At 62.4% G+C, this 10,500-nt stretch carries 11 protein-coding genes; 4 read left to right on the top strand and 7 right to left on the bottom strand.

The window, feature by feature from the left end; all coding sequences use genetic code 11:
• Positions 1-3: 3 nt before the first annotated feature.
• Genes H7A13_10555 through pilG form a run of 4 tightly spaced genes read right to left on the bottom strand, consistent with a single transcriptional unit; the run spans position 4 to position 2,727 of the window.
• Complete coding sequence (locus H7A13_10555; protein ID MCP5333775.1) at positions 4-1,287, bottom strand: methyl-accepting chemotaxis protein; 1,284 nt, start codon at positions 1,285-1,287, stop codon at positions 4-6.
• 59 nt (positions 1,288-1,346) lie between these two features.
• Complete coding sequence (locus tag H7A13_10550) at positions 1,347-1,895, bottom strand: chemotaxis protein CheW (GenBank protein MCP5333774.1); 549 nt, start codon at positions 1,893-1,895, stop codon at positions 1,347-1,349.
• A gap of 17 nt (positions 1,896-1,912) precedes the next feature.
• On the bottom strand, positions 1,913-2,326 hold the full coding sequence (locus tag H7A13_10545; GenBank protein MCP5333773.1) for a response regulator: 414 nt from the start codon (positions 2,324-2,326) through the stop codon (positions 1,913-1,915).
• 11 nt (positions 2,327-2,337) lie between these two features.
• On the bottom strand, positions 2,338-2,727 hold the full coding sequence (gene pilG, locus H7A13_10540; protein ID MCP5333772.1) for a twitching motility response regulator PilG: 390 nt from the start codon (positions 2,725-2,727) through the stop codon (positions 2,338-2,340).
• Between the two features lie 245 nt (positions 2,728-2,972).
• Here pilG and gshB point away from each other — a divergent pair, with 245 nt between their 5' ends.
• Both gshB and H7A13_10530 read left to right on the top strand, forming a co-directional pair.
• Positions 2,973-3,929, top strand: a complete 957-nt coding sequence (gene gshB, locus H7A13_10535) for a glutathione synthase (GenBank protein ID MCP5333771.1) — start codon at positions 2,973-2,975, stop codon at positions 3,927-3,929.
• Between the two features lie 2 nt (positions 3,930-3,931).
• Complete coding sequence (locus tag H7A13_10530) at positions 3,932-4,828, top strand: energy transducer TonB (GenBank protein ID MCP5333770.1); 897 nt, start codon at positions 3,932-3,934, stop codon at positions 4,826-4,828.
• A gap of 2 nt (positions 4,829-4,830) precedes the next feature.
• Here the strand turns inward: H7A13_10530 and H7A13_10525 are convergent, their stop codons facing one another.
• A complete protein-coding gene (locus H7A13_10525) occupies positions 4,831-5,511 on the bottom strand; it encodes a dienelactone hydrolase family protein (protein ID MCP5333769.1) in 681 nt (226 codons plus the stop codon).
• Between the two features lie 127 nt (positions 5,512-5,638).
• On the opposite strand from H7A13_10525, the gene H7A13_10520 reads away from it, so the two are divergent.
• Positions 5,639-6,403: a glucose 1-dehydrogenase gene (locus H7A13_10520; GenBank protein MCP5333768.1), complete on the top strand. Its 765-nt coding sequence runs from the start codon at positions 5,639-5,641 to the stop codon at positions 6,401-6,403.
• 90 nt (positions 6,404-6,493) lie between these two features.
• On the opposite strand, the gene ppa is transcribed toward H7A13_10520, so the two are convergent.
• Together ppa and H7A13_10510 are read right to left on the bottom strand one after the other, a co-directional pair.
• Positions 6,494-7,024: an inorganic diphosphatase gene (gene ppa / locus H7A13_10515; protein MCP5333767.1), complete on the bottom strand. Its 531-nt coding sequence runs from the start codon at positions 7,022-7,024 to the stop codon at positions 6,494-6,496.
• 71 nt (positions 7,025-7,095) lie between these two features.
• Entirely contained in the window at positions 7,096-7,941 is an 846-nt protein-coding gene (locus H7A13_10510) for a carboxylating nicotinate-nucleotide diphosphorylase (protein ID MCP5333766.1), read from the bottom strand.
• A gap of 266 nt (positions 7,942-8,207) precedes the next feature.
• Here H7A13_10510 and H7A13_10505 point away from each other — a divergent pair, with 266 nt between their 5' ends.
• Positions 8,208-10,499 (top strand): DUF1631 domain-containing protein, encoded by a 2,292-nt coding sequence (locus H7A13_10505; GenBank protein MCP5333765.1) that lies wholly within the window; start codon positions 8,208-8,210, stop codon positions 10,497-10,499.
• The last annotated feature ends 1 nt before the right edge of the window (position 10,500 follow it).

Here is a 10,500-nt window from a genome sequence, read left to right as displayed (position 1 = left end):
TCATCAGCGGTTGGACGGGGCGGCAGGCAGGGTGAAGCCATCCACCGACTGGCGCAGACGGTGGGCCAGTGCCGAGAGGTCGCCGACTGCATTGCCCGACGCAGCAGCACCGGCCGCGGTCTGGGTGGTGATCTCCTGAATCGATCCCATGGTTCTGGCCACTTCGGTGGCAGAGCAGGATTGACTCTGGGCGGCGCGCGAGATGTGACTGATCAGTTGTGCCAGACTGGCTGACACCTCCTTGATGCCGTCCAGCGCCACGCCCGCCTCCTGGGCCAATTGACTGCCCCGCACCACCTCGCTGGTGGTCTCTTCCATCGACAGCACCGCTTCGTTGGTGTCGCTCTGGATGGTCCGGACCAAGGCCTCGATCTGGCGGGTGGCGGCGCTGGAACGCTCCGCCAGCCGCTGCACCTCGTCGGCGACCACGGCAAAGCCGCGGCCCGCTTCGCCGGCCATCGATGCCTGAATGGCGGCGTTGAGGGCAAGGATGTTGGTCTGATCGGCGATGTCGTTGATCAGTGCCAGAAAATCACCGATCTCCTGCGAACTTTCGCCCAGCCGCTTGACGCGTTTGGCCGAGCTCTGAATCTGCTCGCGGATCATCGTCATGCCATGGATGGTGCGGGTCACCGCCTCGGCACCAGAGTTGGCGATGGTGACCGAACGTTCCGCCACCTGACTCGATTCGGCGGCATGGCTCGAGACCTGTTCGATGCTGGTGGCGATCTGGCTGATCGAGGCCGAAGCCGTGCCGATCTCGCTGGCCTGTCGCTGGGCAGCCTCGGCCAGTTGCAGGGCGGTGGCGTGGGAGTTTTCGCTGCCCTGCAGGATCTCCCTGGAGGCGGCATGAATCGAAATGACCAGTTGCCGCAGCTGCTCGATGGTGAAGTTGATCGAATCGGCGATGGCGCCGGTAAAGGCTTCGGAGACCGTGACCTGGGTGGTCAGATCACCCCGCGACAGCCCTTCGAGTTCATCCAGCAGACGCAGGATGGCCTCCTGATTCTGCTGTTCGATGGCGGCACTGTGTTGCAGTTGCCGGCTGTGCGCGCGCCGCATCGCCAGCGCTGCCCAGAGCAGCGTCAGCAGGCCGCCTGCGCCGAGCAGCAGACTGCCGAGCGGTGGAATCGGGCTTTCCGGCAACAGGGTGTTGCCCAGCAGCAGCACGATCGACAGGGCGCAGAGCAGCAGTGGCGCCGTCACCGTCCACGTCGATCCAGAGGAGATGGGGTTGGAGGCTGAATTGGACATGACGATGCTCGCTGGTGGGAACGGGTTGATCATGAATCGAGTCTAGTTCAAGAGTGACGGGCGCGCGGTGCGTGGAAGAGGAGGGCGACCGCTCAGCGGGCGAGCTGTTGCAGGGCTGGTGCAGCGGCCAGCCGGTGCAGACTCAGGCGCAGCCACGTCTGTTCACCATTGCGGTAAAACCCTTCAATGCAGGAGGAGAGCACGCTGGGTGCGGCGGGCGTGTTCGATTCGAAGCGGTCCGGATCCATCGGTTTCATGCCGAAGATCCTGCTGACCATGAAACCGCTGTATTGGCCACTGCATTCGGTCACCAACACGCGCTGTTCGCGTTGCTGCACCGTGCGATCGCGTTCGTGACCACAGAGCAGATCGATGTCATAGATCGGCAACAGCCGGCCGCGCAGATTGGCAATGCCGCAGACCCAGGGCTTGACACCAGGCACCTTGGAGAGGCGTGGCACCGCCAGAATTTCGCTGATCTCACTCATGGCCGCCACCATTTCGAGGCCGGCGAACAGAAAACCGATGCCGGTGTCGATGGTGCGTTCCGGGCGGGTCGGCTGCGGCAGTGCGGCGGCATGTCGCTGGCAGCGCCGCTCGATGTCGAGCAGCAGATCGGCTGGATCGGCGGGTGGATGCATGGCGCCTGCTCCTGTCATCAATGGGTCAGAATCTGCTCGATGGTCTGCAACAGCCGCTGTTCGAGCACCGGCTTGCAGAGATACTCCCGCGCACCCTGACGCAATCCCCACACCCGGTCGGTGGGTTGGTCCTTGGTGCTGATGATCACCACCGGAATGTGGCCGGTTGCCTGTTCACGCGTCAGCTGACGGGTGGCCTGAAAACCGCTGATTCCCGGCATCACCACATCCATCAGCACCAGATCGGGCTGCTCACGGCGGGCAGTCTCGATGCCCTCCTCGCCGGAGGTGGCGGCCAAGACCTGATAGCCGTGCCGCCGCAGCATGGTCGAGATGGCCAGAGTTTCGGTGGGAGAGTCGTCGACGATCAGAACCCGCGCTGCGATGGCCGACTGGTCATTGCCCGAGGGACGATAAGCCAAAGCACCCATGTTGCGCTCCTTCAGTGCCGCACGACGTGTTGTTCGATTGCACCCATCAGCTCCTCCTTGCTGAAGGGCTTGGTCAGGTACTCATCCGAGCCGACGATGCGGCCCTTGGCCTTGTCGAACAGGCCATCCTTGCTCGACAGCATGATCACCGGCGTGGCGCGGAACTCGCGGTTGTTCTTGATCAGCGCGCAGGTCTGATAGCCATCCAGACGCGGCATCATCACATCGACAAAGATGATGTCGGGGCGGCCGTCGGCGATTTTCGCCAGCGCTTCGAAGCCGTCGGTGGCGGTGATCACCTCGCAACCCACCTTGGCCAGCAGGCTTTCGGCGGTGCGGCGGATGGTCTTGCTGTCGTCGATCACCATCACCTTGAGGCCAGAAAAATTGCTTTCATCCATTGGCGTGCACTCGATTTGACTGCGGAGAGTTCGTGATCGGGCGCCCTGTCATCGCCCTCAGAGTTAATCCTAGCGCTGCCCCCTGGTGTCGCCAGCGGCAGTGTGCAGAAGAGCGACCTGGATCGCACTTTCCGGCGGAGATGGCGCGACACTGCGCCTCTTGCTGCAATGGAGCTGGCCGGGTAAGTTAACCGCGTGCCTTTTCTTCCTTGTTCAACTTCATTTTCATTTTCACTGAGAGCAGCATGCCCAAACCCCTTGAGATTGGCGTGGTCATGGACCCGATCGAGGCCGTCAGCTACAAGAAAGACAGCACCCTGGCCATGCTGTGGGCAGCACAGGAGCGCGGCTGGCGGCTGCACTACATGGAGCAGAAAGACCTCTGTCTGACCGAAGGGCGGGCAATGGCGTCCAGCCGTCCGCTCGAGGTGTTTCGCGACCCGCAGCGCTGGTTCAGCCGCGGTGAGCCGCAACAGGGCCCGCTTTCGCGCTTCGATGCGATCCTGATGCGCAAGGATCCGCCGTTCGACACCGAATACATCTACACCACCTACCTGCTCGAACAGGCCGAGCGCGAAGGGGTGCTGGTGGTCAACCGGCCGCAGTCGCTGCGCGACTGCAATGAGAAGATGTTTGCCGCCACCTTCCCCGAACTGGGTCCGCCGACGCTGGTCAGCCGGCAGGCGGGGCAGATTCGCGATTTCCACCGCCACCATGGCGACATCATCGTCAAGCCGCTGGAGGGGATGGGTGGCGCATCGGTCTTTCGGCTGACGCCCGAGGATCCCAATGTCTCGGTCATTCTCGAAACCCTGACCCACCATGGTCAGCGTTACATCATGGCGCAGCGCTACCTGCCCGAGATTCGCAATGGCGACAAACGCATCCTGCTGATCGATGGCGAGCCGGTGCCCTACGCGCTGGCGCGCATTCCGGCACCGGGTGAGAGCCGTGGCAACCTTGCGGCCGGCGGGACTGGCGAAGGCCGACCCTTGACCAGCCGTGACCGCTGGATTTGCGCCCAGCTTGGTCCCGCCCTGCGGGAGCGGGGCTTGATCTTCGTCGGCATCGATGTGATCGGTGACTGCCTGACCGAGATCAACGTCACCAGCCCCACCTGCATTCGCGAATTGCAGAACCAGTTCTCGATCGACATCGCCGGACAGTTGATGGATGCAATCGCCCGGCGGCTCGGACGCTGACATTGTCTGCCGTGGCTGATTCGCCAGCGGTGAGGGGGGCGGCGGTCTCCGATCTCGATCGTTTGGGTTTCACGCTCTTTCTGGCGCTGGCGATTCATGGTGTGTTGCTGCTGGGGATCAGCTTCAAGGCCAACCTCAAGCCACCGCCCGAGAGCCAGCCGACCATCGAGGTGACACTGGCGACGCAGGCGAGCGCCAGGCCACCGCCCAAGGCCGACTTCATCGCGCCGGTGCATCAACAGGGCAGTGGTGAGGCTGAGCAGGCACAGCGCCTCACCAGCCCCAAACCAGCCACCACCCAGAGTCCGCGACAGCAACTGAGCCAGAGCGAACAGGCGCCAGCACGGCCACAGCCCAGGCCCAGGAGTGTACCGCCGGCGGTGTCCCGCGCCAGCCAGACTGCCAAGCCCGTGCCGCAACGCGCCGAACCGACGCCCGAGGTGGCCGCTCCGGCGCAGGATTCGACCCTGCTCGAGCGCAGCATCGAGATTGCCAGTCTGGAGGCAGAGCTCGACCGCCAGCAGCAGGTCAAGGCACGTCGGCCGCGGGTGCGTACCATCAGCGCCGCCTCGACCCAGTCGTCGGTCGATGCCTACTACCTCGAAGCCTGGCGGCAAAAGATCGAGCGGGTCGGCAACCTCAACTATCCGCAGCAGGCGCGGGATCAGCAGATTTATGGCAGTTTGCGCATGATGGTGCGGCTGCTGCCCGATGGCTCGGTCGATCGAATCCAGATCATTGAGTCCTCCGGCCATCCGCTGCTCGATGAGGCGGCGGTGCGCATCGTCCGGCTGGCCGAGCCCTTTGCCCCCTTTCCACCCGAGCTGAGCCGCGAAACCGATGTGTTGCAGATCATTCGCACCTGGCGTTTTCGCAACAGCTACTCCTCCGCGCCCTAGCGTTACAGGTTGGCGTGAAAGAACGCCAGCATCCGCTTCCAGCTCTCTTCGGCATGGGCCCGGTGGTAGACCTCGGGCCGGCTGTCATTGAAGAAGGCATGATCGGCATCCGGATAGACATGAAACTCCACCGACTTGCCGGCTTGGCGGATCTGCTGCTCGAGTGCGCTGACCGCGTCGGGTGTGACAAAGCCATCCAGACCGCCGAAAAAGCCGAGCACCGGGCTCGCCAACTTGCTGAAATCGGGCTGAATCTGCGGATGAACGCCGTAATAGTCGACACAGGCACCAATCCGCGTGTCGACACAGGCGGCCATCAGCGAGAGCTGGCCGCCCAGACAGAAACCGACAGTGCCGACCTTGCGGCTGGTGACGGCAGGGTGTTCGAGCAGAAAATCGGCCGCGCCGCTCAGGTCGCTGGCGGCCCCGTCGATGTTGAGCGCCATCATCAGCCGTCCGGCTTCGTCGGGCTGGCGGGCTCGGACGCCATGGTAGAGATCGGGTGCCAGTGCGACAAAGCCGGCCTCGGCGAAACGGTCGGCCACCTGTTTGATGTGGTCGACCAACCCCCACCACTCCTGAATGACGATGACTGCCGGGCCTTTACCGGCTGCGGGAATGCTCAGATAACCTTGGCAGTTGCCGCCGGCCGCGGTGCTGAATTCGATGATCGTGCCCGACATGGTCGCTCTCCTTGGATGATAGAGGTTGTTCGATCGAAACCGGTCCGATTGTAAAAGAAAGCGGACCGCTGCGTTATGCTGGGCGCGTTGTCCGACAGGACCATGACAACCAACAGGAGTGAGCAGAATGAATCGAGTGGCAGGCAAGGTGGCGCTGATTTCCGGCGGCGCCTCGGGGCTCGGCAAGGCGCAGGCGTTGCTGCTGGCCCAGCAGGGGGCCAAGGTGGTGGTGACCGATCTCAACGAGGGCGATGGTCAGGCGGTGGCGGACGAGATCGTTGCCGCCGGTGGCGAGGCGCAGTTTCTGCGCCAGGATGTCCGCAATGAATCAGAGTGGGAGGCGGTAATGTCCGCGACGCTCGGCCGCTTCGGCAGGCTCGATGTGGTCGTCAACAATGCCGGCATCGGCGTCGGCGGCAATGCCGAAGAGGCGACACTCGAGCAGTGGCGTCACCTGATGAGCATCAACCTCGATGCGGTATTTCTTGGCACCAAGCATGCCATTCGGGCGATGAAGGGGCGGGGTGGTTCGATCATCAACATCTCATCGATCGAAGGGCTGGTCGGCGACCCCAATCTGGCCGCCTACAACGCCAGCAAGGGCGGTGTGCGACTGCTCACCAAGTCGGCGGCGCTCCACTGTGCCAAGGCGGGTTACGGCATTCGCGTCAACTCGGTCCATCCCGGTTACATCCTGACACCGATGGTCGAACGGGCGATGCAGGGCGAACATGCCGAATTGGTGCGGCAACATCTGGTTTCCCTGCATCCGATCGGCCGGCTCGGCGCACCGCTCGACATCGCCTGGGGTGTGCTCTACCTCGCCTCGGATGAGTCGAGCTTCATGACCGGCAGTGAACTGGTGATCGATGGCGGCTATACCGCGCAGTAGCAGCAGGCAGTCAGGCTCGCTCCATGCCGGGTGGCCAATGAAAAAGCCAGCGCCGCCATGAGGGCAGCGCTGGCTTTTTTCGAAGCGTGATCAGGCGGTTTTGTAGTTTTCGATCGACTGGAGAATCTCGGCACGGGCTTCGGCGCTGTTGCCCCAGCCATCGATGCGTACCCACTTGCCGGTTTCGAGATCCTTGTAGTGGGTGAAGAAATGCTCGATCTGCGCCATCAGTTGCGGGCTGACGTGATCGATCTCCTCGACATGGTCGTAGAGCGGGGTCAGTTTGTGAATCGGCACTGCGATCAGTTTGGTGTCTTCTCCCGCTTCGTCGACCATCTTCATCATGCCGATCGGACGGCAGCGAATCACCGAGCCGCTGATCAGCGGGTGGGGAGCGATCACCAGCACATCGAGCGGATCGCCGTCGCCGCAGAGGGTCTGCGGGACGTAGCCATAGTTGCAGGGGTAGAACATCGGGGCCGAGAGGAAGCGGTCGACAAAGAGTGCCGAGGAGTCTTTGTCCACCTCATATTTGACCGGTCCGCTGTGGGCGGGAATCTCGATGATGACGTGGACTTCATTGGGCACGTCGCGCCCGGCGCAGAGGGTGTTGAGACTCATGGATAACGGTCCTGTTGTGCGACAAAAAGAGTGAACTGGCCAAGTCAGCGGCGCAGTATAGCGACAACCTTCTAGAGGGTGAACCGCATGGAGAGGTCGATGGCCTTGATGTCCTTGGTCAGCGTCCCCAGCGAAATGTAGTCGACGCCGGTCGCGGCAACCGCACGCAACTGCTCGGCCGTCATGCCACCGGAGGCTTCGAGCTTGAGGCGCCCGGCAGTGAGTTGCACGGCCTGGTGCATCTGTTCGAGGCTGAAGTTGTCGAGCATGACGATGTCGGCGCCCGCATCGATCGCCTCCTGCAACTGCGCGAGACTCTCCACCTCGATCTCCACCTTTCGATTGGGTGCGATGCCACGCGCCTGGGTGATGACAGCGGTGATGCTTCCCAGGCTGGCAATGTGGTTCTCCTTGATCAGAAAGGCGTCGTACAGGCCCAGACGATGGTTGTGGCAACCGCCACAGCGCACCGCATATTTCTGCGCCAGTCGCAGGCCCGGCAGGGTCTTGCGAGTGTCGAGCAGTTGCACCGGGTAGTCGCGCACCAGATCGGTAAATTGTCGGGAGCGGGTTGCGGTCGCCGAGAGCGTTTGCAGAAAGTTGAGCGCAGTGCGCTCCCCGGTCAGCAGTGCCCGTGCCGGTCCATGCAGACGGGCGAGCAGGGTGTCGGGCGCCACTTCGGCGCCCTCTTCAACCAGCCATTCGATGCGGATTGTGGGGTCGAGCAGTTCGAAACAGCGATCGACCCAGGGACGACCGCACACCACGGCTGCATCGCGGCAGAGGAGGGTGGCTTCGGCCTGCCGGGTGGCAGGAATCAGTTGTGCGGTCAGATCGCCGCTGCCGATGTCTTCGTTGAGCGCTGCGGTGACGTTGGCGGTGATTTCGGTCATTGGCGGAAGGGAGCGGTAGGGCATGATGAATGCTCGGTATGGGGGTCGAAGAAAAGGCCCGGGTCGCCGGATTATATGCGCATTGCCCCCAGCTTCTGGCGCTTCCATCGCCGGCTTCGCACTGATTTATCTCTTGTGCCCGGCAGAATGTGATCCCGCACACGGAATTGGATTTTGTCGCTGCCGTACTGGAGATGGCTGCCTATACTCGAACCATGCATCAGTTCGTCCAATGTTGACGGGAGTCCGCTGTTCCACCTCAGCGGCTGCGGTAATGCGAGGTGCCGGTCATGTCCAGAGATTCCAGCAATGTCTATCAGTTGCCCAGGTCACGGCCGCGCGCCACCGTGGTGACGCCCCCCAGAATGCCCCCTTTGCTGGCCAATCTGCGCGATCTCTTTGCCGAAGGGTTGCGCGCGCAGTTGAAGTGCTGCTTCGATCTCACCGACGATGCGCTCTTCGAGATGGCCAACCATGCCGGTGATGCCGAGCAGCAGAATGTCTATCTGGAGGCAATGCGCGAACTGCGACTCAAGCGCAGCAGCGTCGAGGCGCTGTTTCATTCACGCCTGGCCGAACGGTTGAATGGCTGGCTGCTGGGGGTCAGAAGTGGTGCACTGGCGGAGGAGAAGATCCATGCGCAGATCGATGCGGAGACCCTCACCCTGCTGAGCGAGGATGAGCTCGAAGAACGGGTCGCCATCGAATCGATGTCGGTGCGTGCCCGCGACCGGCTGCTGCAACCGCTTGATCATCTCTCATTGCGCCTGAACCACCTGCTGCCAGGGGTGGTTGGACAGGGCCATGATGAGAATCCCTTTGCCCCTCATGCGCTGTGTGAAGCCTTTGTCGCGGCCACCCGGGTGCTGGAGGCGGGCATGAAGGCCAAGCTGGTGCTGTTCAAGCTGTTCGAGCGCAATATGCTCGAACAGCTTGAACGCCTCTATCAGCAGATCAACCAGTTTCTGGCCGAGGCCGGCATTCTGCCCGATCTGAAAGGGCGCGGACGCACTGCGGCATCGCCACAGCGGCGTCCAGCATCTGAAATGGTTTCGACAACGCGCCGCGAGGATTCGTCACTGCGGGATGAGACGGAAGACCTGCTGGCGTCACTGCATGATCTGCTGGCACGCCAGCGTCGGGCCGGAAGTTCTGATGAAGCGCATGCAGATTACAAAAACAGCATTTCAATCGGTGAGTTGGCAAACATTCTCAAGACTGTTCAAAGTTCTGATGGACAGCAGCACAGGGGTTTTGACAGCCGGTTTTCGGCAGGGGGCAGTCCAGTCGTCTCCGGTGCGGGTGTAACGGCGATCTGGCCGCTGATTCAACGGCTGCTGGGCCAGACGAACAGTGGTGGGCAGCAGGCGATTGCACCGCTGGAGCAGGATGTCATCCACCTGATTTCGATGCTGTTCGAGTTCATTCTCAACGACTACAACATTCCGGAGGCCATCAAGGCGCAGTTGGGACGGTTGCAGATTCCACTGCTGCGCGCAGCGCTGCTCGATCGTGGTTTTCTGAACCGCGCCAACCATCCGGCACGCCGGCTGTTGAATGAGTTGGCCTCGGCCTCGGTGGGGCTGGCAGACAACGCTGGCAGCCGCGACCAGCTCTACCTCAAGATCAATGAGGTGATCGAGCGTGTGACCAGCGAGTTTGATACCGATGTCACGCTGTTCCAGAAGCTGCTCGATGAGTTCACACTGTTCATGCGTGAAGAACGTCGGCGTACCGAGCTGGCCGAACACCGTCTGCGCACTGCGGAGGATGGCCGGGCGAAGATGGAGTCGGCACGTGCAGCCGCGCAGCGGGTCATCGATGGACTGCATCAGGGCAACCGGATTCCACAGAAGATTTCCGCGCTGCTGCGCGACGGCTGGAGCCATCACCTGGCCATCATTCATCTCAAGGAGGGTGAGGCCAGCAACGCCTGGGGGCAGAGTATCGAAACCGTTGAGGAGCTGGTCTGGAGCATCCAGCCGCAGCGGCAGGCCGAGCGGATGCAGCTGCTGCAACGGCTTCCCGGGCTGCTGCAGCGGTTGCGTGACGGGCTCAACCTGGTTGCCTTCGATCCCTGCCTCACCAATGAGTTCTTTGTCGAACTGGAGACGCTCCATCTGCAGATTTGCCAGTCGAAGCAGAGCGATCTGCCCATGGCCGGCGAAGCCGTGGCGATGATCGAACCGGTCACTCCATCTTCGTTGCCCGATTCCCCCAAGGTGGATGCTGTGGAAGAGCCAGTGGCAGCCATGCAGGATGGCGCGGAGAGCCTGCTGCTTCCATCCAGTGCCGAGACACAGGCACTGCTCGACAACCTGGCGACCGGCAGTTGGGTCGAGTTCATCCGCGGTCAGGAGCGGCTGCGCTGCAAGCTGGTGGCCTTCATCCGGAGCGCGGACAAGTACATCTTCGTCAACCGCGCTGGCGCCAAGGTGGCGCAGAAACAGCGCGGCGAGATGCTGGCGGCGCTGGCGGCCGGCGAACTGCTGATTCTCGACGATGCCCAACTGTTCGATCGGGCGCTGACGGCAGTGATTGGCACGCTGCGCAACGCTTCGGTGCAGGAACTGCACAGTTGAG

The organism is Pseudomonadales bacterium (assembly GCA_024234215.1).
Taxonomy (GTDB): Bacteria; Pseudomonadota; Gammaproteobacteria; order Pseudomonadales; family UBA5862; genus JACKOQ01.
The sequence above is the reverse complement of the archived record's forward strand: the minus strand, read 5'-3'. Positions and strand labels throughout refer to the sequence as shown.